This is a genomic window from Ruegeria sp. AD11(2025) (assembly GCF_056542405.1).
The window spans coordinates 294,525-315,555 of record NZ_JBQFZU010000002.1; the positions used below are offsets into that span (position 1 = coordinate 294,525).

Annotated in this window: 19 protein-coding genes; 8 read left to right on the top strand and 11 right to left on the bottom strand. The window is 58.4% G+C overall.

Features of this window, described 5'->3' with window-relative positions:
* Nucleotides 1–28: 28 nt before the first annotated feature.
* The 3 genes from ACR1XY_RS03270 to ACR1XY_RS03280 are packed head-to-tail and all read right to left on the bottom strand — an operon-like array spanning nucleotide 29 to nucleotide 2,647.
* The gene (locus ACR1XY_RS03270) at nucleotides 29–982 is read right to left on the bottom strand and encodes a site-specific tyrosine recombinase XerD (RefSeq protein ID WP_480589809.1); all 954 of its coding nucleotides are present in this window, start codon (nucleotides 980–982) and stop codon (nucleotides 29–31) included.
* Between the two features lie 2 nt (nucleotides 983–984).
* Nucleotides 985–2,508, bottom strand: a complete 1,524-nt coding sequence (locus tag ACR1XY_RS03275; RefSeq protein WP_480589811.1) for a hypothetical protein — start codon at nucleotides 2,506–2,508, stop codon at nucleotides 985–987.
* The gene (locus ACR1XY_RS03280) at nucleotides 2,498–2,647 is read right to left on the bottom strand and encodes a hypothetical protein (RefSeq protein ID WP_480589813.1); all 150 of its coding nucleotides are present in this window, start codon (nucleotides 2,645–2,647) and stop codon (nucleotides 2,498–2,500) included. Before ACR1XY_RS03280 ends, ACR1XY_RS03275 begins: the two co-directional genes overlap by 11 nt.
* 79 nt (nucleotides 2,648–2,726) lie before the next feature.
* Here ACR1XY_RS03280 and ACR1XY_RS03285 point away from each other — a divergent pair, with 79 nt between their 5' ends.
* Nucleotides 2,727–3,314 (top strand): shikimate kinase, encoded by a 588-nt coding sequence (locus ACR1XY_RS03285; protein WP_480589814.1) that lies wholly within the window; start codon nucleotides 2,727–2,729, stop codon nucleotides 3,312–3,314.
* Nucleotides 3,315–4,427 (top strand): 3-dehydroquinate synthase, encoded by a 1,113-nt coding sequence (gene aroB, locus ACR1XY_RS03290; RefSeq protein WP_480589817.1) that lies wholly within the window; start codon nucleotides 3,315–3,317, stop codon nucleotides 4,425–4,427.
* On the opposite strand, the gene ACR1XY_RS03295 is transcribed toward aroB, so the two are convergent.
* The gene (locus tag ACR1XY_RS03295; RefSeq protein WP_480589819.1) at nucleotides 4,428–5,498 is read right to left on the bottom strand and encodes a site-2 protease family protein; all 1,071 of its coding nucleotides are present in this window, start codon (nucleotides 5,496–5,498) and stop codon (nucleotides 4,428–4,430) included.
* Between the two features lie 18 nt (nucleotides 5,499–5,516).
* On the bottom strand, nucleotides 5,517–6,017 hold the full coding sequence (gene ssb / locus ACR1XY_RS03300) for a single-stranded DNA-binding protein (RefSeq protein ID WP_480589822.1): 501 nt from the start codon (nucleotides 6,015–6,017) through the stop codon (nucleotides 5,517–5,519).
* A gap of 207 nt (nucleotides 6,018–6,224) precedes the next feature.
* On the opposite strand from ssb, the gene ACR1XY_RS03305 reads away from it, so the two are divergent.
* Entirely contained in the window at nucleotides 6,225–6,809 is a 585-nt protein-coding gene (locus tag ACR1XY_RS03305) for a lytic transglycosylase domain-containing protein (protein WP_480589824.1), read from the top strand.
* A 271-nt stretch (nucleotides 6,810–7,080) separates the two neighbouring features.
* Here ACR1XY_RS03305 and ACR1XY_RS03310 read toward each other — a convergent pair whose 3' ends face one another.
* The gene (locus tag ACR1XY_RS03310) at nucleotides 7,081–7,260 is read right to left on the bottom strand and encodes a hypothetical protein (protein ID WP_480589827.1); all 180 of its coding nucleotides are present in this window, start codon (nucleotides 7,258–7,260) and stop codon (nucleotides 7,081–7,083) included.
* 30 nt (nucleotides 7,261–7,290) lie between these two features.
* On the opposite strand from ACR1XY_RS03310, the gene ACR1XY_RS03315 reads away from it, so the two are divergent.
* On the top strand, nucleotides 7,291–7,548 hold the full coding sequence (locus ACR1XY_RS03315) for a hypothetical protein (protein ID WP_480589829.1): 258 nt from the start codon (nucleotides 7,291–7,293) through the stop codon (nucleotides 7,546–7,548).
* Between the two features lie 123 nt (nucleotides 7,549–7,671).
* Here the strand turns inward: ACR1XY_RS03315 and ACR1XY_RS03320 are convergent, their stop codons facing one another.
* The 5 genes from ACR1XY_RS03320 to miaA all read right to left on the bottom strand — a co-directional run bounded on the left by ACR1XY_RS03320 (nucleotide 7,672) and on the right by miaA (nucleotide 15,369).
* Nucleotides 7,672–9,759: a dipeptide ABC transporter ATP-binding protein gene (locus ACR1XY_RS03320; RefSeq protein ID WP_480589832.1), complete on the bottom strand. Its 2,088-nt coding sequence runs from the start codon at nucleotides 9,757–9,759 to the stop codon at nucleotides 7,672–7,674.
* 91 nt (nucleotides 9,760–9,850) lie between these two features.
* Entirely contained in the window at nucleotides 9,851–11,314 is a 1,464-nt protein-coding gene (locus tag ACR1XY_RS03325; RefSeq protein WP_480589836.1) for an ABC transporter permease, read from the bottom strand.
* A 13-nt stretch (nucleotides 11,315–11,327) separates the two neighbouring features.
* The gene (locus tag ACR1XY_RS03330; protein ID WP_480589838.1) at nucleotides 11,328–12,374 is read right to left on the bottom strand and encodes an ABC transporter permease; all 1,047 of its coding nucleotides are present in this window, start codon (nucleotides 12,372–12,374) and stop codon (nucleotides 11,328–11,330) included.
* A gap of 121 nt (nucleotides 12,375–12,495) precedes the next feature.
* Complete coding sequence (locus tag ACR1XY_RS03335) at nucleotides 12,496–14,166, bottom strand: ABC transporter substrate-binding protein (RefSeq protein WP_480589841.1); 1,671 nt, start codon at nucleotides 14,164–14,166, stop codon at nucleotides 12,496–12,498.
* Nucleotides 14,167–14,475: 309 nt separating this feature from the next.
* The gene (gene miaA / locus ACR1XY_RS03340) at nucleotides 14,476–15,369 is read right to left on the bottom strand and encodes a tRNA (adenosine(37)-N6)-dimethylallyltransferase MiaA (protein WP_480589843.1); all 894 of its coding nucleotides are present in this window, start codon (nucleotides 15,367–15,369) and stop codon (nucleotides 14,476–14,478) included.
* Nucleotides 15,370–15,466: 97 nt separating this feature from the next.
* Here miaA and pyrH point away from each other — a divergent pair, with 97 nt between their 5' ends.
* The 4 genes from pyrH (at nucleotide 15,467) to ACR1XY_RS03360 (ending at nucleotide 20,971) form a co-directional block, all read left to right on the top strand.
* Complete coding sequence (pyrH, locus tag ACR1XY_RS03345; protein ID WP_480589845.1) at nucleotides 15,467–16,219, top strand: UMP kinase; 753 nt, start codon at nucleotides 15,467–15,469, stop codon at nucleotides 16,217–16,219.
* Nucleotides 16,220–16,429: 210 nt separating this feature from the next.
* Entirely contained in the window at nucleotides 16,430–18,016 is a 1,587-nt protein-coding gene (locus ACR1XY_RS03350; RefSeq protein ID WP_480589847.1) for a BCCT family transporter, read from the top strand.
* Between the two features lie 255 nt (nucleotides 18,017–18,271).
* Complete coding sequence (locus ACR1XY_RS03355) at nucleotides 18,272–19,498, top strand: aminotransferase class V-fold PLP-dependent enzyme (protein ID WP_480589849.1); 1,227 nt, start codon at nucleotides 18,272–18,274, stop codon at nucleotides 19,496–19,498.
* 48 nt (nucleotides 19,499–19,546) lie between these two features.
* On the top strand, nucleotides 19,547–20,971 hold the full coding sequence (locus ACR1XY_RS03360) for a cryptochrome/photolyase family protein (RefSeq protein WP_480589851.1): 1,425 nt from the start codon (nucleotides 19,547–19,549) through the stop codon (nucleotides 20,969–20,971).
* Nucleotides 20,972–21,031 lie beyond the last annotated feature (60 nt).

Sequence of the window (21,031 nt, forward strand, 5' to 3'; positions counted from 1 at the left end):
GGGGTCGCGGCCCCTGCGGATCAAGAGGTTAGCCTTTGTCTTCGGGCTCTTTGGCCAGCGGGTGATGCTCCAGCACCAGTTCGGCCAAACGTTCATCCAGAACGTGCGTATAGATTTCGGTGGTCGCCACGTCGGCATGGCCAAGCAGCGTTTGGATTGACCGCAGGTCGGCCCCGTTGGCCAGCAGATGCGTAGCGAAAGCATGGCGCAGCGTATGCGGCGTGACCTTTTCTGGCGAAACCCCGCCCTGAACCGCCAATTCCTTGACTAGCAGAAAGAACATGTGGCGGGTGAGATGCCCGGATTTCCCGCGCGAAGGGAACAGGAACTTGGACCGCTGACCGCCTTCGGCGACCAGTTGATCCTCGGTTTCATCCCGAACCATAAGCCACGAAGCCAGCGCTTCCCGGGCAGGGGGGGAGAGCGGCACCATCCGTTCCTTGCCGCCTTTGCCCAGAACCAGCAGCATCCGTGGATCGCCCCGCGCAGATGAGACAGGCAGCGAGACCAACTCGGTCACCCGCATTCCGGTGGCATAAAGCACCTCCATCAGGCAGGTGTTGCGCACCCGGTCGCCTTTGGTGCGTCCGGTCTGGCGGGCGGCCTGCAACAGCCGGTCGACCTCTGGCACGTCCAGCGTTTTGGGCAGGCGTTTTTGTCGTCCGGGACCTTTGATCTGAATTGCGGGGTTGGTTTCGCGCCAACCTTCCTCGAAAGCGAAACGATAGATTTGCTTGATCGCCGACAGCCGCCGCGCGCGGGTGGATTTTGCCAGCCCCAGCGCATCACAGTCGATCAGATAGGCCTCGATCCGATCACGCTCGGCCTCGGTAAACCCGGTTTTGCGGCGCTCCAGCCAGGCGGCAAAATCCTTAAGATCGCGACCATAGGCGAGCAGGGTATTGTTGGCCGCCCCCATCTCAGCGGCTTGGGCCTGCAGGAAGGTGGAAATCCACAGATCCGAAGTTGCCGGGGCCACCATAGTCACGTGTCCTGCAGGATCAGAAGGTTCAGCGCCGCACGGCGGGCGGTGTCCTCAAGACCCACACGGCGCAGGGTTGCCACCGCGGCGGTCAGATCGACAAGGTTGCCGCGCGCACCGTGGGCGAACAATTCCATCGTTTCCAGAATGGCCTCGCCCAGCTGACCGTTCGCCAGCATCGCATCAATGTCTGATGGAACTGGGGCAGCCCAGGCAAAGCCTTCGGCTACTGCATCGGCCATTGGTGATGGTGACTTAGCCCGCCCCGGATCGCCCTGCGCCAGTGCGGTTAGGAACTGCGTTTTCACCGACTGATCCGGTGGCGACAACGCGGCGGTTTCATACAGCTCGGACAACAACAAAATCCGCCACCGCAGGTTTTCGGCGGCCGTATCGGGCAGAGTCATCTGCGACAAACGGCCTGCGAACAGTTCGGCAAACGGAACTTCCAGCCCAACGCTGCGCATCTGTTCCCAGACTTTGGGCAGCGCCTTGGCAACCGCGCCCGGTTTGCCAGTTTGCAGCGCGCTCTCAAACTTTTGCACTGCCGCGACCCGATCCCAGACCGCGCCGGACGCGGCAGGGGATCGCTCAGTATATAAGCCGAGCAATTGGTTGGGTGTCAGCGCCCCGATCCGCGTAAGCCGCTCGGCGGCCTCGATCTGTGCCTTCCAACCGGCCACATCGCGTAGATCGGCATTTGCAAAGGCGCGCGGCAGCGGGGTGGAGGGCAAACGCTCACCAATTGCTTCGAACAAGCGAAAACTCAGCGGGTCGGGGTCGTCAGGCTGCGGCAGATACTCGGCGTCTTCGTAGAGTTCGGGGCTGAGGAACCGGTCCAGCACGTCCAGATCTTCGGGCGGTAAAATCTGCAGCGCGTGGGCGGCCTCAAGCGTCAGAGCGGCGGATTCCCAATCGCCCCGGCGAGCCTTGCAGAAGATTTGCGCCGCATAGTCCTGGGACAGATGCGGCTGGGCGATCAGGGCAGTGCAGCTTCGATCCTCATCCCCGGTCAGCAGCGTCGCGTCGAACCAGCGTTGAAATCGCTCGCGGCTGTCGGTGGGGCCGGCCAATTGCACCAGTGATTGCACCGGATCGGCCGCACCCAGTTGCATTAGCCGGTCGAGTCGTGCCAGCAGCAAAGGTTCCTTCGCGTTCGGACCCGCAGGTGCGCGGGCCTCGGTCAGCAGCAGGGTAAACAGCAGGCGCTGCATCGCAGGGTTATACTTGACGGGCACACGGGCGATCAGCTGCGCCAGACGGGCGGGATCGCTGTTCTGCCACAGGTCCACGGGCAGCCCGGTCACGGAGGACGACACCAGCCCAAGCGGCGGCGACAGCGCCTCAAGCGGCGTGACCTCGACGTCCGGCTGAACGCCGGTCTCCGTCACAGGCGGTTCCAGCAACACGGTCCCCGGCAGGTTTTCCGGCGGGTCGCTCAGCCAATCAATGACAGAAAGAGGTTCCTGCTGCGCCTGCGCCGATCCGGCCACAAACAACGCAACCAGTGCGGCCTTATTCGACATTCAGGATTACCGGCTCTCGAATCTCGTCTTGCGGTGCCGAAAAGTCGGCGCCGAAGAACGGGCCCAGATAGGCGTATGCCGCCAGCCCGATGAAACCCAGGCAAATCAGATATAACAGGAACTTGATCAGACGGCCCATTGCTCAACGCTGCCCCAATTTTCTCTTTTGTCATAGTTATAGCTAGCATTTTTCCTAAGATCACGTCATTCACGGTGAAATGAGCGAAATTAAGCATAACTCTTCGAACGTGGGCCCGGATACAGGCTTTGAACTGCACAAAACGGTGGTTCTTGTCGGCATGATGGGGGCAGGAAAGACGGCTGTGGGCCGTGCGTTGGCCGCGCGGTTGGGCGTTCCCTTCCTCGACAGTGATGCCGAGATCGAATCGGCGGCCAACATGACCATCCCCGAGATTTTCGCTCGCGACGGAGAGCCGTTTTTTCGCGCTAAAGAAAGTCAGGTTATCGGGCGCCTGCTGGATGAAGAAAAAGGCATTCTGTCCACTGGTGGCGGCGCCTTTCTGACCGAGCAGAACCGTACGATGATCACCGAGCGCGGTGTGTCCGTCTGGTTGCGCGCCGATCTTGAGGTCCTGTGGAGCCGGGTCAAGCACAAGGACACGCGCCCCTTGCTGCGCACCGCCGACCCGTATGCGACCTTGCGCGCCTTGTACGAGGACCGTGTACCGGTTTATGGGCAGGCCGACCTGATCGCTGAATCGGACGGCGAAACCTCGATCGAGAATATGGTGAACCGGGTGTTGGATTCGTTGGCAACACGCCCCGATGTTTTGGAACGGAAGTAAATGCACCAAACCGTACATGTAGAGCTGGGCGAACGCTCGTATGACGTGGAAATCGGTCCGGACCTGCTGGCGCAGGCCGGGGCACAGATTGCGCCATTGCTGCCCCGCCCCAAAGTGGCCGTTGTCACCGATGAGAACGTGGGCGCGCTGCATTTGGACGCCCTGCGGGAGGGTTTGGCTGCCGCCGGCATCGAATTGACGTCCCTGGCCTTACCTGCGGGAGAGGCGACCAAAAGCTGGCCGCATTTTGAACGTACCGTAGAGTGGTTGCTGGCGGAGAAGGTCGAGCGCCGGGATGTGGTTGTTGCCTTGGGTGGCGGAGTTATCGGCGATTTGGTCGGCTTTGCTGCTGCAGTGCTGCGGCGCGGAGTGCGGTTCGTGCAGATCCCGACCTCGCTGCTGGCACAGGTCGACAGTTCGGTGGGTGGCAAGACCGGGATCAACGCGCCGCAGGGCAAAAACCTGATCGGCGCGTTCCATCAGCCATCGCTGGTGTTGGCCGATACCTCGGTTCTGGGAACAATGACCCAGCGCGATTTCCTGTCGGGTTACGGCGAGGTGGTGAAATACGGTTTGCTGGGCGATGCCGCGTTTTTCGAGTGGCTTGAGGGTAATGGAATGGAGGTTTCGGGCGGTAATATGGCCGCGCGGGTGCGGGCCGTGACGCGCTCGGTTCAGATGAAGGCGGATATTGTCGCGCGTGATGAAACCGAACAGGGCGACCGCGCGCTGCTGAACCTCGGCCATACGTTCTGTCACGCGCTTGAGGCCGCGACCGGCTATTCCGACCGTCTGCTGCACGGGGAAGGCGTGGCCATCGGCTGCGCGCTGGCGTTCGAGTTGTCATCGCGTCTGGGGTTGTGCTCGCAGGAAGATCCAAGCCGCGTCCGTGCCCATCTGCGGGCAATGGGGATGAAAACCGATCTCGCCGACATTCCGGGCGAGTTGCCAAGTGCCGAGGCGCTGGTTGAATTGATGGCGCAGGACAAGAAGGTTATCGACGGCCAACTGCGATTCATCCTGGCGCGTGGAATCGGTGAGGCATTTGTCACCTCGGACGTCCCGCGTGAGGCAGTGATTTCAGTACTGCAAGACGCCTTGGCGACGGTCTGATCAACGGCCGCGGATCACCATCAGCTCTCCGATGTTTTCGCGGGTGATGTAACCGACCATGTTCCCGGCCTGCGTACAGACCGCGATGGCCGGGGCACCTTTGTGCAGCCCGTCCAGAACCATCTCGAGTCCGCTGGTCAGTTGCACCTGTGGGATTTCCGTCACCATGATCGAGGTCGCCGGGTCCGAGCGCGGAGTTTCCCCCGCCAGCGCCGAGAACAAACCGTTGCGCGTAACGAAACCCAGTAAAGCGCCCGCTGAGTCCAGTACCGGAAATTCATGCTGCGTGGTGTGAATGACGGCCTGCGCTGCGGTGGCCAGCGTGTCGGTCGGGGACAGGGCGTGAAACTCGGTGATCATCGCATCCCGGGCCAATACCCGCCGCGCGATCGAGCGCATAGCAACATCGTGGCTTTCGGAATTGGCTGCGATGAAGACAAAAACCGCGATCAGAACCAGTATCGGGTTGCCCACGCTCAGCCCCCAGAAACCGAACGCGACAGCGACGATCTGTCCGGCAAGGGCGGCGACTCTGGTGGCCTTGACCCGGTCCATCCTCAGACACAGCAGGGCACGGAATACGCGCCCCCCATCCATTGGAAAGGCCGGTATCATGTTGAATGCCGCCAGCAGCAGGTTCACATAGGCCAGCCGGTTCAACAACCCGGGGCCGGTCGAGTCAATCTGGGCCATCGTCTCAAGCGGCATCCCGGCCCCTAGCACGACCAGTACCACCCAGATCACGATATTCACGGCAGGTCCCGCAAGGGCGACCCAGACCTCTTGCATTGGCTTCTCCGGCATCCGCTCCAGCCGGGCCAACCCACCGATGGGCAGCAGAGTGATGTCAGGGGTCTTGATCCCATAGCGTCTCGCCATCAGTGCGTGGCCAAACTCATGCGCGACGACGCAGGCAAACAACGCCAGCACAAAGATCAGGTTTTCGATGGCGGCCGGTAGCCCTCCGCTGGAATAGGCGGCGAAACCGACCCAGGCCAGCAGCAGGAAGAAGGTGACATGGACCCTCAGTTCCGACCCCAGTATCCGGCCGAGTGAGAAGGACCATGTCATATTTTGCCTCCGTTTGACTTAGAACGGGATCTCGTCGTCGTCGATACCGCCGGATGCCGGGGCAGGGGCGCTGGATTGACCACCATAGGGGTCGCCATAGCCGCCACCGGCCTGACCACCGCCGTAGCTGCCCGACTGGCCGCTAAAACCGCCGCCGCCACCTTCACCGCGGGCGTCCAGCATCACCAGAGTCGAGCCGAACCCCTGCAAGACCACCTCGGTCGAGTACCGATCCTGACCCGATTGATCCTGCCATTTGCGGGTCTGCAACTGACCTTCAAGGTAAACTTTGGACCCTTTACGCAGGTACTGTTCGGCCACGCGGACAAGGCCTTCGTTGAAGATCGCGACCGAGTGCCATTCGGTGCGCTCGCGGCGTTCACCGGTGTTGCGGTCTTTCCAGGTCTCGGACGTTGCGATGCGCAGGTTACAAACCTTGCCACCGTTCTGGAATGTCCGGACCTCGGGATCGCGGCCAAGATTTCCGACCAGAATGACCTTGTTGACTGAACCCGCCATGTACTTCCCCGTTTTGAATTGACGTTTGCGCGCCCGAATCTGGCGCAGAGTTTCCCAGCGACCCTATACGGCCTGCGTCGTGGTTGAAACACGGTTCATGTAGGTAACACTCAGCAAGAATATACCGGGGCTCGGTTTACCAAGCTTTCATTATTAACTGAAATATCTATACTCCATAGAGTTCCTGAACGAGCGAGATTGGCGTAAATGCGATTTCTGGTTAGTTGTTTTTTGGTTACGTGCTTTGCTCTGGTCTCGGTCCCGGTGACTGCGCAGACGTTGTCGACGAAAAGCCGGAAGGACATTTTCCTAAAACAATCCAAGATTTTAGATTCGCGTGCCGCAACCCAGTATCGCGACTCCGAGCGGTTGAAACCCAAGAGGGCAAAGTCCAGTGCCAGTTTCAACAAACGCTACACGGGTAAGTACCGGGGGCAGTATATGACTCTGGCCCGGCAGGCCGCGCGCAAGCACAATGTCCCGGAAGAGCTGTTCTTGCGTCTGGTGCAGCAGGAAAGCGGGTGGAACCCGCACGCGAGATCCCACAAGGGCGCCTTGGGGCTGGCTCAGTTGATGCCCGGCACTGCGCAGCTTTTGGGGGTGAACCCGCATGACCCGAAGCAGAACCTGGAGGGTGGGGCGCGGTATCTGTCCTGGCAGTACCGTAAGTTCAAATCCTGGCGTCTGGCACTGGCGGCCTATAATGCCGGGCCGCAGGCCGTTGAAAAACACGGCGGCGTTCCCCCGTACAAAGAAACCCAGGACTATGTGAAAGTGATCTGGGGCGGTTAAGCGATCCTTTTTGTCACGTCGCACCGACTTCGCGGCGCTTGCGGAGTTTGGCCGTAATCAGCAGAACTGCCAGCGCGCGAAATCGGGCAGACCGGCCTTGCGCACGTAAAGCAGGGTCAGGGCGCCGCTGCACAGAACATGCGCCGTTGGCAAGCCGTCACAGCCAACCGCGACACCCGGTCGGCACCGGAACCGGGCTTTTGCGGTTTCTTTGCCACCTCAGTCCGCACCCCATTGCCCGGTGAAAAAAATCCTGCGCACGACCTGCCATCTACCCCTGCGAAGTCATCGCCCTTAGCCACGCGTTGAGTGATGATAAATCGATCCAGTAGCGCTCGGCGGTGATGCGGCCAAAGCCGTACATCTTCGATAACGAACTTTTTCTGAGATTGAGCCCCTGCACCCCGACCGAGATCTGCATTCTGGAAGACGGCCAGATCAGAACCGACATCAACACGATCACATACACTGGGATGGATGCATGGATCAGCAGCGCAAATCACTGACCGCTGCCCAACCGTGCGGCAAAGCTGCGGTTGAGCGTGACCGTCAGAAAGACAACCAAGGAGCTGTAATCACTGATACTCCAGGGCAGGCGACCCAACTCCTGCACGATTTAGAATGGAAAGAACGGGGCCGTCGTGCTGGTGCAGAACGCGCCGGGCATGTGCAGGCCCAATACAGCTCGCGCGCGACCGTTGGTGACGAGCGGCATAAAGTGCTCACTAAAAAACTGTGACCATTTATTGCATACCGGCAGAGATCCGAGCGCTATTTGCGCTACGTATAAGAAAGCTACGGATTAGAAACATGACAAGGGCGTCGGTGCATTTCCGGCGCCCTTGAACTGCGGTTGACTGGCTTATTCGGCCGCGATCTTGATCACCGGTTCCATGCGGGCCAGAATTTCTTCGGACAGATGGCATTTGACCTGATGCCCGTCGGCCAGATTTTTTACCGGAGGCACGTCGCGCTCACACAACCCGCCCGCCACTTCCGACTTCCACCGGCACCGGGTTTGGAAAGGGCAGCCCGGGGGCGGGTTCATCGCCGACGGGATATCCCCTTCCAGAACGATATGCTGCTTTTCGATTGACGTGTCCGCTATGGGAACAGCGCTCAGCAACGCTTCGGTATAGGGGTGATAGGGCGGCGCAAAGACCTGATCGGTGGTCCCTAACTCGACCACATGGCCCAGATACATCACCATCACCCGGTCGCTTAGATAGCGCACGATAGAAAGGTCGTGGCTGATGAACAGCAGCGTGGTTTTGTGCTCGCGCTGTATTTCCATAAGCAGATCTGTCACAGCGGCCTGCACCGACACATCGAGGGCCGACACCGGTTCGTCTGCGACCACAATCCTGGCGTCCCCTGCAAAGGCGCGGGCGATCCCGACACGCTGCTTTTGCCCGCCCGACAATTGTCTGGGCATGCGCTCGGCAAAGGCACGGGGCAGTTTCACCAAGTCCAGCAATTCCAGCATTCGCTTCTTGCGCTCGGCTTCGGATTTGCCCACGCCAAAGATTTCCAGCGCGCGTATGATCTGACGGCCGACGGTCATTGATGGGTTCAACGTGTCAAACGGATTCTGGAAGACCATCTGAACTTCGCCAACGGTTTTGGCGTCGCGTTCCTCGATCGGGACATCTTCGATGTTGCGGTTGTCCAGCAGGATTTGGCCGTCCGTTGCCGTTTCCAAACCCATCAAGACCTTGGCAAAGGTGGATTTACCGCATCCGGATTCGCCCACAATGGCAAGCGTTTCGGATTCGTGGGCCTCAAAACTGAGCGTCTCGTTGGCTTTAACGACCTTCTTCTCACCACCGCCGAATAGGGCGTTGGCGGCGACCTCATAGTATTTCTTAAGGTTGTCCATCTTTAGGACAACGCGGCCAATTTCACCTTTATCCTTCTGTTCGCCCAAAGTGATCGGCGCGTTCCAGTCGATCTCCTGGAACTTCAAGCAGCGCGTGTGGTGGCGATCATTGCCGGGCACTGGCTCCATCAGAATGCTCTGCGCGTCGCAGCGGCCTTCCTCGAAATAGTCGCAGCGCGGGCCAAAATTACATCCCGGCGGGCGTTCGTGAGGCAGTGGAAAGTTCCCAGGTATTGCCACCAGAGGCCGCGCGTTCTTGTCTGCCCCCGGCAACGGGATCGAGCGGAACAGCGCCTGCGTATAGGGGTGCTGCATCTCGTCGAATACGTCGTGGATCGAGCCGCGCTCGACCGCCTCACCTGAATACATCACACAAAGTCGGTCGCAGGTTTCCAGAACCAGTCCGAGATTGTGTGAAATGAACAGCATCGAGGTGCCGTACTTCTTACCCAGATCCTTGACCAACTCGACCACGGCAGCCTCGACGGTCACGTCCAGGGCTGTGGTTGGTTCGTCCAGGATCAACAGCGCCGGTTTCGACATCAGCGCCATGGCGATGACGATCCGTTGTTGCTGACCACCCGACAACTGGTGCGGGAAAGAGTTCAACATCCGCTCGGGGTCGGGCAGGCGCACGTCAGTTACGACTTCGAGGGCGCGGTTGTAGGCTTCTTCAGTGCTCACGCCCTCGTGGATCATGGGCACTTCCATCAGTTGCTTGCCGATTTTCATCGCCGGGTTCAGCGAGGCCATCGGTTCCTGGTAGATCATCGCGATTTCATTGCCGCGAATGTCGCGCAGTTCCTCGGTTGTCATCTCGGACAGATCGCGCCCCTTGAACTTGATCGAGCCACCAACGATCCGTCCGTTCTTGCCAAGGTCCTGCATGACGCCCAACGCAACGGTGGACTTGCCGCAACCGGATTCTCCAACCAATCCTACGGCTTCGCCGGGTTGCACACTGACCGAGAAATCCATCACCGCAGGGATTTCCCGCAGGCGGGTAAAGAAGGAAATCGACAGCTTGTCGATCTCAAGAATTGGCCCGTCATATTCCGCCAGTTTGTTCATCTGTGTTTCTCCTCGCGAGAGTCAGGGACGTCCCATCATCTGGCTAAAAATCTCGGGGAACCGGGGGGCTGCCCCCCCGGCCTCGATCACATCAGTCCTTAAGACTTTCCTCGCGCAAACCGTCGGCCAGCAGGTTCAGACCAAGAACCAGTGACAACAAGGCAAGCGCAGGCGGAAGGGCGGGGTGCAGGTAGATTGACAAGAGTTTACGCCCCTCGTTGATCGTCGAGCCCCAGTCCGGGCTTTCCGGGGGCAGGCCCAGCCCGAAGAAGCCCAATGTCCCCAGAAGAATGGTGGTGTAGCCAATCCGCAGGCAAAAATCGACGATTAGCGGACCACGTGCATTGGGCAGGATTTCCCACAGCATGATGTACCATGGACCTTCACCACGCGTTTGGGCCGCCGCCACGTAGTCCCGCGTTTTGATGTCCAAGGCCAATCCCCGAACGATACGGAACACGGTGGGCGAGTTCACGAAGACAACCGAAACGAACACAACGAGGATGCCGCCGGGAATATCGAACAGGTCCAGATACGTTGGCAGTCCCCAGATGCGATAGCTGTCGGTATTGATGATGTAGCCACCGGTCGTGATCAACGACAGATACAGCCAAAGCGCGATGCCCAATACTCCGATCAGCAACGGGGTGCGGAAGTTCGGCCTTGTATAGAACCGTGAGTTCAACAGAACGCCCAGGAACAGGATTGGGAATACGAACAGTACTGCCGCCATATAGTTTGGCACTCCGGTTGCCACGATCTCCGGGGTGACCAGCAGGTAGAACAACAGGATCACCGGGAAGGCGAGGATCAGATTGGCAAGGAACGAAAGGAGCGTGTCCAGACGGCCGCCATAGAACCCGGCGGGCAGGCCCAGAGTGATCCCGACCATGAAGGCAAACATGGTCGCCAAGGGTGCGATCTGCACCACGATCCATGCGCCTTTGACCATGCGGCTGAACACATCGCGTGCTAAATTGTCGCCGCCCAGCAGGTACCAAGCGTACGCACCCTCCTCTGTGGACGGCAAGGGTGTTCCGGGGACTTTGTTTTTCATGCCCGATACTTGGTCCAGAGGATTGTGGGTGATGATCAGGTCCATGGCGCCGAAGATGCCTGTAAAGACCCAGAACATCACAAGGCCGAAGCCGATCATGCCAATGGGGCTGTCAAAAAGTTTGCCGTAGAGACCCAGCTTGCGCTTAAAGGCAATCGACATGGCGAACAGGATGATGAGCGACAGCCAGACAGGCAGGAACTGCTGCGAGATCGCGCCGATGATGCCCGCGCTGGTGCCCATTAAGATACCCAGCACGATATAGGCCAACGCCAACGCTACACAGGCTGCAAAGCTGTATTGCAGTGCTTTTTGGGTCAGGCCGCGCAGGCCCGAGCCAGAACTGATCGTTCCGTCGACATTCACGCTGACCGGCGTTTCCGGCAGCACGATGCTGCCTACAATCCAGACGACGATCGACACCAGAAGTGCCACCAACGCGATCATCAGCAACGGGTTCAGGAGGGCGATAGAGCCGGTCCAGGTAAGTGGTTCCATGTTCTATCCCTCCTTACGAAATGCGAATGCGCGGGTTGAGGTAGACATAGCCGATATCCGATATCAGCTGCGTTACCAGCACCACAAAGACCGATACGACCGAAATCGCCAGCAGCAGCTGAATGTCGTTGTTGCCTGCCGCCTGAACAAGTGCCCAACCGAAGCCCTTGTAGTTGAACAGGGTCTCAACGATCACGACACCGTTCAGCAACCACGGGAATTGCAGCATGATGACGGTAAACGGTGCGATCAGCGCATTGCGCAGCGCGTGTTTCATGACGATGTTCGAGAAAGACACACCTTTGAGGCGTGCAGTCCGTATGTACTGTGCCGTCATCACCTCGGTCATCGACGCGCGGGTCATCCGGGCGATGTAGCCCATCCCGTATAGCGCAATCGTTAGAACCGGTAAGAAGAAGTTCTCAAAGGTCGGGTTCTCCATCGCCTGCGTTGCGGTACCCTTGAACCATTTCAGGCCCACAGCGGACGAGGTGAAAATGGCGATGAAAATCACACCCGACACGTATTCCGGTGTCGCCGTGGTGGTGATCGCAAAGGTCGAAAGGGTCCGGTCGGTGGCGGATCCTTCTTTCATACCAGCAAGAACGCCAAGGATCAGCGCTGAAGGGACCATCAGCAACATCACCCAGAACATCAACCTGCCAGTCAGGCCAAGACGGGTTCCGACAACGGTAGAAACTTCCTCTTTGAAGACAGTGGAATAGCCCCAGTACCCTTGCAGAATGCCGCAGAATTTCGGGGCATCTTCTGCAGATTCACCCGGTAGGATACATCTGCCCTGAACAGAGCCGTCCTCATTTGTATGCCGAAAGGAGGGCAGAACGCCCAGCCATTCGCCGTATTTGACCGGCATCGGCTGAAGATATCCGTTTTTTTCCAGAAAGCTTGCAACCTGTTCATCCGACATCCGGAAATTGCCCTGCGTTTTCGCGAGCTTTTCGAGGTTGGGATAAAGGTTGGTTAGGAAAAAGACCAAGAATGTCAGGCACAATGCTGTAATGAGCATGATGCCTACACGCTTTAGAATGAAAAGTCCCATGTTGGCCCCTGTTGGTAGGCTAGCGCGAAGGTCATCTGGTTCCACGCATTGCTGTTTTTTGTGTCGCCGCGTTTAGGACGAAAAGGCCGCGCCTTTGAGGCGCGGCCTGATAAGTTTGGGCTTAGCTCAACAAGCCAAATTTATAGAGCTGGGGCAGGTCTGCGATGTGCTTTTCGACACCGACCATGTTGTCGCGGTGATGGCGCATCGCGGTCCGCCAATAGGGCTGGATGACCACGCCTTCGTCGATCATGATCGCCTGCAGCTTGCCCATTACTTCGCGGCGTCGGTCCACATCGGAAATGGAGTTTGCTTCGGCCAGCAATGTATCGAACTCTTCGTTCGAGAAACCGGACTCGTTCCATGCAACGCCTGACTTGTAGGCCAGCGCAAGGATTTGCGTGCCAAGCGGGCGGTGGTTCCAGTTTGTCGAAGAGTACGGGTACTTTGTCCAGTCATTCCAGAAGGTCGACCCCGGCAGAACCGTGTGTTTGGCCTTGATGCCCGCGTCATTGAGCTGGGCAACAACTGCCGCAGTAGTGTTCCGGCGCCAATCGTCATCGATGGACTGAACTTCGTGCTCGAAATCACCCATACCGGCTTCGTCCATCAACGCTTTGGCTGCGGCTGGGTCATATGGAATACGAGGTACTTCCGAGTTGTATTCAGGATGCATCGGACCAACGTGGCTGTTTTCGGCAACAATACCGTAGCCTGACATGCCAAGCTCCAGGCAGACCGCGTTGTCGACAGCCATCGCAAGGGCCTGACGTACGCGTTTGTCACCGTAGATTTTGTTTCCGTCTGCATCTTCGGCCAGCTGGTTGGGACGGATGACGATGGTGAAGCCCGACGGGATTTCCGAGCGAACAAGGCCGATGCCGTCAAAGATATCGACGAATTCACCGACCGACTCCCAGTTCATGTCGATTTCTTCGGCCTCATAGGCAGCAAGGAAAGCGGCAGGGTCGGTGCCGTAATCGATGAACTCAATCCTGTCGATATAGCCGCCTTTACCGGCTTCATATCCCCACCAGTCAAAGTCTTCATTGCGAACCAGAACACCTTTCACGCCAACTTCGTGGCTTTCAGGCAGCATGAAGCCGGTGCCGATCGGGTTGTCCAACATTGTGTTGGGATCATGGCTGCTGTGCACGATGGCGCCGGGATAGTCGGCCATGCCGGGGATGATTGTGATGTCCGGGGCGTTACACTTCAGCTTGACCGTGTGGCTGTCGACAACAGTAATAGCACCGTCTGCGGCTTGCTGGGTGCTCTCGTCGATCAGAGACGCCATCCGTGAAGCCATCGAGTTGCCCTCGACCGAGGAATCGCACCATCCGGTGATATTACGCGCAACATCTTCGGCGGTGAAATCGTCACCATTGTTCCATTTCACGCCCTGACGAACGTTTAGGGTGTATTCGGTGGCGTCGTCATTGGCTTCCCAGCTTTCCAGAAGCATAGGTTTGAACGATCCGTCGTTGTTGTACTCAACCAGATACTCGAGCCATCCCGCGGTGAAGGTAGCGATTTGTGTCCAGTCATAAGTCCGCGGATCTTTCAGCGCGCGAACTTCCATCTGATAGCGAATGGTACCGCCTCGTTGCGGCTCCTGCGCCGCAGCAGGTGATTGCAGGCCGATCATACCGTAGGCCGCTGGCACGGCAACACCCAGCGCGGTGGCGCGCGCCAGAAATTCTCGCCGGTTCAGTTTGCCGTCACGATACTCCTGAGCGTGCATTTCTGCGGCCCAGTGAATCGGGGCTCCGGTGATGGTTTGGTTTTTCATCAATGTCTCTCCCTGATGACATATTTTGTTTTGTATGAAGATTGGAACCGCTCGAACCGGTCAGCTTCCGGCAGCAGGTTCACGGTTTTTTTGAGTTCTGCATGTCCCCATAGGTCCATTCGGCCCCAGAATTTGTATGAGGTCAATGTTCGAAATCGTCATTAATGGTACAAAAGCGACATGGTCGGGGATTGTTATAAGGTCCGCAATGCCCGGGTTAAGGTGTAATCGCGATGTATACAGTGGTGAACCGGCGGATTCGTCCTTTTCGGAGAATCGCTCAGAAAAACCGATCAGGAGACTGGTGTATCATTTTGAGAAATCTACCCGATTCCAATTCCTCATCCGCGCGCGGAACCAGGTGCGCTGGCGTTTGGCGAACTGACGGGTGGCAATTGTCGCGCGTTCTCGGGCGGCGTCCAAGCTCATCTTACCGTCCAGATAAGCCATCAGTTCGGGCACACCGATGGCCTTGAAGGCCGGCAGGGACGGATCATAGAGGTCGCGCATCGCCTCGACCTCTTGCAGCGCGCCGGAGTCCAGCATCTGATCGAAGCGCCGGGTGATGCGGTCCAGCAGCCATTCCTTGTCCACGTCAAAAACGATTGGAATCGTGCCAGACAGGTCTAGAACCGGAGGCGGAGTGTCGGCCTGCCAGTCGCTTAAGCTGCGCCCGGTGGCATGCAATACTTCCCACGCGCGTTGAACACGGGCGCGGTTTTGAGTGTCGATACGGTCCAGCGTCCTCGCGTCCACACCAGCGATCAGCGACGGCAGGTCCATTGCGTCAGCGTCTGCTCGAACCTCGGGCGGTGTGGCGGGGATATCGGCCATTCCTTCGGTCAGGGCCGAGAAATACAGGCCGGTGCCGCCGACGATAATTGGTCGCCGTTCACAGGACAGCAGCGGTGTCACCTCGCGCAGCCAGTGGCCGGTGGAATAGTCCTGGTCATAGGCGATATGACCATACAACAGATGCGACGCGCGGGCTTCTTCTTCGGCTGATGGTCGCGCCGAAACCACCCGCCAGCAATCATAGACCTGGCTGGCATCCGCATTCAGGATCACACCGCCGAAGGTCTCTGCGATCTGCAAGGCCAGCGCCGATTTTCCCGAGGCTGTCGGCCCCGCGATCAGCACGGGCTGATCCTCATTTATCGGGGGCAGGCGGTCCCAAATCTGCGAACTTTCGTTGTTGGCCATCCGGGTACGCCCCAATCCTCACCATCCGCATTGAACCTGCGGAGTTTTTGCTTCATTTTGCGCCGGAAATTAACCCCGTGCCAGCCCGGAGCGCAACATGAGCCTGACCGAAACACTCGAAACCACCGAGACCCCCAAAACAAAGTACAGCCGCGTGATGCTGAAAATCTCGGGCGAGGCACTGATGGGGGATCAGGGGTTTGGCCTGCACCCGCCCACGGTTCAGCGTATCGCGCAAGAGGTCAAGTCGGTGCACGATCTGGGCGTTGAGATCTGTATGGTGATCGGAGGTGGCAACATCTTCCGCGGTCTCAGCGGCTCGGCACAGGGGATGGAGCGCACAACCGCTGACTATATGGGAATGCTGGCAACTGTAATGAACGCGCTGGGTATGCAGTCGGCATTGGAAGAGATCGGCGTGTTCACCCGCGTCATCTCGGCCATTCGTATGGATGAGGTCTGCGAGCCCTACATCCGCCGACGGGCCGTACGGCACCTTGAAAAGAAGCGCGTTTGTATCTTTGCCGCCGGGACCGGCAACCCGTATTTCACCACCGATACGGCTGCTACTTTGCGGGCCAACGAGATGGCGTGTGAGGCGATCTTTATGGGTAAGAACGGTGTGGACGGCGTTTATGACAAAGACCCCAAAGAACACGCGGACGCGGTGCGGTATGACACGGTCACTTACGATGACGTGTTGGCCAAGCGGCTGCGCGTAATGGATGCCTCGGCCATCGCGTTGGCGCGGGACAACAACCTCCCGCTGATTGTCTTTGGCCTGGATGAGCCCGGCGGCTTCCGGGGCATTCTGGCGGGTGAAGGCACCTACACCAAAGTTCAGGGCTAGTTCGAACAAATTGAATGTGCAGGCCGGGTTTTCATCCCGGCCTTTTCTGTGCGGTGATGACGATTCTGCAGGCTCGCAACAGACACAATCCGAAATACGTTTTTTTTGCGATCTTTGTCGTTTTCTCGATATATGTGGTCTTCTCAGCCAACCCTCTTCGGCAAGGGATATTGAATGTCCTGAGCATCGAAGAAGGAAGGAAGAGGAACTATGTCCGAAAGCTCGGAGACCGACTATGAAGTCGGTCAGGATAACGTCCAGATTATGGGACTGGACGTTCACAATCCTGTTTTTGCCGTTTCAGGGCTTACCATCATTGCATTCGTGTTTTTCTCGCTCGTGTTCCGCGAGCAGGCGAGCGAATTCTTTGGGTGGCTTCGTCCGGCACTGACCAGCCAGTTCGACTGGGTGTTCATGATCGCGGCCAACATCTTTGTGGTGTTTTCGCTGCTGCTGATCGTCACGCCTTATGGCTCGATCCGCCTGGGTGGCGACGATGCCAAACCGGATTACAGCTATGCCGGTTGGTTCTCGATGCTGTTTGCTGCGGGCATGGGCATCGGCTTGGTGTTCTGGGGCGTGGCCGAGCCGATTTCGCACTATGGGTCATCGATTGGCGGTGTTGCTGTCGGTGAAGACGGGTTGCGCACTGACTGGGCGCCGTTGGGGGCAGGGCTGGAAGACCCGGAAGCCTCGAAAAAGCTGGCAATGGCTGCGACCATCTTCCATTGGGGTATGCACCCCTGGGCCGTTTATGCTGTCGTGGCGCTGGCGCTGGCCTTTTTCAGCTTTAATCGGGGGCTGCCGCTGACCATGCGTTCGGTGTTCTACCCACTGTTTGGCGAGGCGACCTGGGGTCCGCTGGGGCACATCATTGACGTTCTGGCGGTATTTGCCACCATCTTCGGTCTGGCGACCTCGCTGGGTCTGGGTGCGACGCAGGCGCTGGCCGGTCTGAACTATCTGTTCGACGTTCCGATTACCGATGGCATGAAAGTGCTGTTGATCGGGCTGATCACGGTGTTTGCTCTGATCTCGGTTGTTGCCGGCCTCGACAAGGGGGTTAAACGCCTGTCCGAAGCCAACATGATCCTGGCCGCAGCTCTGCTGCTTCTGGTGCTGATCGTTGGCCCGACCGTCGCAATTCTGACCGGCTTTTTCGACAGCATGATCGAGTACTTCATTGCGTTGCCTGCTCTGTCTAACTGGGTCGGTCGCGAAGACACCAACTTCATGCAGGGCTGGACCACCTTCTATTGGGCGTGGTGGATTTCCTGGTCGCCTTTTGTTGGCATGTTCATCGCCCGCATTTCGCGTGGCCGGACCGTTCGCGAATTCGTGACCTGCGTGATCCTGATCCCAACAGTAGTTGGCGCGCTGTGGATGAGCGTATTCGGTGGCGCGGCGCTGGATCAGGTGATGTCCGGTTCAGCGCAGGGCCTGTCGGACGCAGCGCTTGAGCTGAAGATGTTCAAGATGTTCGAAGCTTTCCCGATGACCGGCCTGCTTTCGTTTGTCGGCATCATCCTGGTTGTCGTGTTCTTTGTCACCAGCTCGGACTCGGGTTCGCTGGTTATCGATACGATCACAGCAGGCGGCAAAACCGATGCCCCGACGGCGCAGCGCGTGTTCTGGTGCATCCTTGAGGGCGCGATTGCTGTAGTACTGTTGCTGGGCGGCGGGCTTGGCGCCTTGCAGGCCGCCGCGATTGCAACCGGCTTTCCATTTGCGATCGTGCTGGTGCTGATGTGCGTATCGATTTTCATCGGTTTGGCGAACGAAAAACGCCGGCGCTGAGTTCAACTTCACGACGAAAAGCCCCGGACATGCGTCGGGGCTTTTTTCTTTTAGGCCGGGTTGACCGATATCCTCGTCCTTGTCTAAGTATCCGCGTCCTTAGGGTGGCCCGTTCTGCCCGGAAAGACTGCCCATGTCTTTGGTTTCAACCGGGGCTGTGGTTGGGCTGGAAGACCTGCCGTGATTTCCGAGTTGTCCGAAATCATGCGCGGGCATCGTATCGGAACAAGCTGCATGAATGAGGAGAGGTGTGCCATGAGCACTCTGGATATCAATTTCGTTCGGGCTCAGTTCCCGGCTTTTTCCGAGCCCAGTCTGCAAGGACAGGCGTTCTTTGAAAATGCGGGCGGGTCGTACACCTGCAAGCCTGTACTGGACAGGCTTACGCGCTATTACACACAGCGCAAGGTGCAGCCCTATGGCCCCTATGACGCCAGTCGTTTGGCCGGAGAAGAGATGGATGATGCCCGCACCCGCATGGCTGCGGTTTTGGGTGTGGATGCTGATGAGCTAAGCTTTGGGCCTTCTACAACGCAAAACACCTATGTGCTTGCGCAGGCGTTTAGGCAGTGGATGCAACCCGGTGAAGCCATCGTGGTGACCAATCAGGATCACGAGGCCAATTCCGGACCATGGCGGCGTCTCGCCGAGGACGGGATCGAAATCCGCGAATGGCAGATTGACCCGGAAACCGGATCGCTGAACCCGCAGGACCTTGAAAACCTATTGGATGAAAAAGTCCGGCTGGTTTGTTTCCCGCATTGCTCAAACGTGATTGGAGAGATCAACCCGGTCACGGACATCACTGCCATTGCCCACGCGGCGGGGGCGTTTGTCTGCGTGGATGGCGTGTCCTACGCGCCGCATGGGTTTCCGAATGTCGGTGACCTTGGGCCGGATATCTACCTGTTCTCGGCCTACAAAACATATGGCCCGCATCAGGGCTGCATGGTGATCCGACGATCTCTTGGGGAATTGCTGCCCAATCAGGCGCATTTTTTCAACGGCGATGTGCTTTACAAGCGGTTCACACCGGCAGGACCCGATCACGCGCAGATCGCGGCCAGCGCGGGTATGGCGGACTATGTCGATCTGCTGTGTGATCACCACAATGGACCCGTCGAGGGGGCAACCCAACGCGGAGCGTTCGTGCATGACCTGATGCGCGGTCAGGAAGTGGCCTTGCTGCAACCGGTTCTGGACGCGGTCAAGGATCGCAATACTGTTCGACTGATAGGGACATCGGACGCAACACGCCGCGCGCCAACCGTTGCACTGGCCCTGAACCGGAACGCCGAAGCCGTCGCGGCCGATCTTGCAAATCACGGGGTCATGGCGGGTGGCGGTGATTTCTACGCCGTACGCCCGCTGCAGGCGATGGGAGTGAACGCGACGCAAGGTGTGCTGCGGGTCAGCTTTACGCACTATACCACTCAACAGGAAATTGATCAGTTATTGAACGCACTTGACGCTGTTTTGTGATCCGGTTTCCGTTCGGCTTCGTAATGCGAAGAAAACAACCGGGCGGATATGAAAAACACTCAATCTCCGATCATCATGTGGTTCCGGCGGGACTTGCGCCTGTCGGACCATCCCGCGCTAAGTGCTGCGGTTCGAACTGGGCGTCCTGTCATTCCGGTCTTTATTCTGGACAACCTTGTCGAGGCATTGGGCGCGGCACCAAAATGGCGTCTTGGGCTTGGGCTCGAGGTCTTGGCCCAGTCCCTTGGAAAGGCTGGCAGTCGCCTGATCCTGCGGCGCGGGGACGCTTTGATTGAATTGCTGAACCTGATCGAGGAAACTGGGGCGACCGCTGTTTACTGGTCCCGGACCTATGATCCGGACGCAATTGCCCGCGACACCCGTATCAAATCGGCTCTGAATGGGCCGGGTATCGAGGCCACGTCCTTTGCGGGCCATTTGTTGTTCGAGCCGTGGACCGTGGCCACCAAGACCGGTCAGCCCTTCCGGGTTTTCACTCCGATGTGGCGGGCCGTTCAGAGGCGGGACGTTGCCGCTCCCGAGGCTGCGCCTTTGGCGATCCCGGCGCCTCGGAAATGGCCAGGGTCCGATGATCTGGCCGCATGGAAATTGGGTAGGGAAATGAATCGCGGGGCAGAAATTGTTGCCGCATATGTGCGGCCTGGTGAAAATGCGGCTTTTGAGGCTCTGCACGGGTTTTTGGACCGAATCTCAGGCTATTCAGCAGATCGGGATCGTCTGGATTTGGATGGCACATCGGATTTGTCCGAATATCTGTCCTTGGGCGAGATCGGTCCGCGCAGCGTCTGGCATGCGGTCCAGCGTGCGGCAATGACGGGTGCGCAGGGCACCGAGGCCTACCTGCGCCAACTGGTCTGGCGCGAGTTTGCCTATCATCTGATGTTCCACGCACCGCACTTGCTGACCAAAAACTGGAAACAGGAATGGGACGCTTTCCCGTGGAATACGGATGCAGGCCACCCCGAAGTCGTCGCGTGGCAACGGGGTCGCACCGGCGTTCCGGCGGTGGATGCCGGCTTGCGGCAGATGTATGTGACCGGTCGCATGCATAACCGGGCCCGCATGATCGTGGCCAGCTATCTGACCAAGCATTTGATGACGCACTGGAAAATCGGTATGGACTGGTTTGCTGAGTGTCTGATCGATTGGGACCCAGCGTCAAATGCGATGGGGTGGCAGTGGGTTGCAGGCTCGGGGCCTGATGCCGCGCCGTTCTTCCGGATATTTAACCCGCAGACTCAACAGGAAAAATTCGACCCTTACAGAGCCTGTTTTAAACGTTGGATTGCCGAAGGGCAGGCTACGCCCTCGGCTAGTGCACTGTCGTACTTTAAAGCGGTGCCACGCTCATGGGCGCTTGATCCCACATCTGAATACCCGGAGCCGATAGTCGATCTTGCCGTTGGCCGGGCGCGGGCTTTGGCGGCCTATGATGGCCGAAAAACCGGGTAAGGAACTGAAAACTTGCCATAAACACAAACTCGACCTAGCTTTGAACCAAGGCCGCACAGG

Coding starts and splice junctions, on each gene's coding strand:
- ACR1XY_RS03270 (WP_480589809.1), bottom strand. CDS start 982: ATGGTGGCCCCGGCAACTTCGGATCTGTGGATTTCCACCTTCCTGCAG.
- ACR1XY_RS03275 (WP_480589811.1), bottom strand. CDS start 2,508: ATGTCGAATAAGGCCGCACTGGTTGCGTTGTTTGTGGCCGGATCGGCG.
- ACR1XY_RS03280 (WP_480589813.1), bottom strand. CDS start 2,647: ATGGGCCGTCTGATCAAGTTCCTGTTATATCTGATTTGCCTGGGTTTC.
- ACR1XY_RS03285 (WP_480589814.1), top strand. CDS start 2,727: ATGAGCGAAATTAAGCATAACTCTTCGAACGTGGGCCCGGATACAGGC.
- aroB (WP_480589817.1), top strand. CDS start 3,315: ATGCACCAAACCGTACATGTAGAGCTGGGCGAACGCTCGTATGACGTG.
- ACR1XY_RS03295 (WP_480589819.1), bottom strand. CDS start 5,498: ATGACATGGTCCTTCTCACTCGGCCGGATACTGGGGTCGGAACTGAGG.
- ssb (WP_480589822.1), bottom strand. CDS start 6,017: ATGGCGGGTTCAGTCAACAAGGTCATTCTGGTCGGAAATCTTGGCCGC.
- ACR1XY_RS03305 (WP_480589824.1), top strand. CDS start 6,225: ATGCGATTTCTGGTTAGTTGTTTTTTGGTTACGTGCTTTGCTCTGGTC.
- ACR1XY_RS03310 (WP_480589827.1), bottom strand. CDS start 7,260: ATGTCGGTTCTGATCTGGCCGTCTTCCAGAATGCAGATCTCGGTCGGG.
- ACR1XY_RS03315 (WP_480589829.1), top strand. CDS start 7,291: ATGGATCAGCAGCGCAAATCACTGACCGCTGCCCAACCGTGCGGCAAA.
- ACR1XY_RS03320 (WP_480589832.1), bottom strand. CDS start 9,759: ATGAACAAACTGGCGGAATATGACGGGCCAATTCTTGAGATCGACAAG.
- ACR1XY_RS03325 (WP_480589836.1), bottom strand. CDS start 11,314: ATGGAACCACTTACCTGGACCGGCTCTATCGCCCTCCTGAACCCGTTG.
- ACR1XY_RS03330 (WP_480589838.1), bottom strand. CDS start 12,374: ATGGGACTTTTCATTCTAAAGCGTGTAGGCATCATGCTCATTACAGCA.
- ACR1XY_RS03335 (WP_480589841.1), bottom strand. CDS start 14,166: ATGAAAAACCAAACCATCACCGGAGCCCCGATTCACTGGGCCGCAGAA.
- miaA (WP_480589843.1), bottom strand. CDS start 15,369: ATGGCCAACAACGAAAGTTCGCAGATTTGGGACCGCCTGCCCCCGATA.
- pyrH (WP_480589845.1), top strand. CDS start 15,467: ATGAGCCTGACCGAAACACTCGAAACCACCGAGACCCCCAAAACAAAG.
- ACR1XY_RS03350 (WP_480589847.1), top strand. CDS start 16,430: ATGTCCGAAAGCTCGGAGACCGACTATGAAGTCGGTCAGGATAACGTC.
- ACR1XY_RS03355 (WP_480589849.1), top strand. CDS start 18,272: ATGAGCACTCTGGATATCAATTTCGTTCGGGCTCAGTTCCCGGCTTTT.
- ACR1XY_RS03360 (WP_480589851.1), top strand. CDS start 19,547: ATGAAAAACACTCAATCTCCGATCATCATGTGGTTCCGGCGGGACTTG.